The 380-nt window shown below is 76.8% G+C and carries 1 pseudogene; it reads left to right on the top strand.

Annotated features, from left to right (window positions below):
* Positions 1–298: pseudogene (locus JHD59_RS23025) on the top strand (hypothetical protein); the annotation flags it as partial.
* Positions 299–380: the final 82 nt, after the last annotated feature.

Genomic DNA, 380 nt, shown 5'->3' on the forward strand with positions numbered 1-380 from the left:
CCCCCCCCCCCCCCCCCCCCCCCCCCCCCCCCCCCCCCCCCCCCCCCCCCCCCCGCAGCATCAAGCAGACGACGGCATACGCGATAAGTGGCGGAGTCTCGTGGGCTCGGAGATGTGTATAAGAGACATGTTCAACGCCAGCCAAAAAGATTACCCGGTGGTGCCGGTGTACAAGGGGCAGTACGACGAATCGCTGGCCGCCGCCGCCGCCAAGTTGAAAGCCTCCGGCATGCGCTGCGGTTACAGCGGGGGGGGGGGGGGGGGGGGGGGGGGGGGGGGGGAGAGCACGGAGGTGTAGAGGGGGGGGGGGGGGGTGGCGGAGGGGGGGGGGGGGGGGGGGGGGGGGGGGGGGGGGGGGGGGGGGGGGGGGGGGGGGGGGG

Source organism: Chromobacterium sp. ASV23 (assembly GCF_016428945.1).
Lineage (GTDB): Bacteria > Pseudomonadota > Gammaproteobacteria > Burkholderiales > Chromobacteriaceae > Chromobacterium > Chromobacterium sinusclupearum.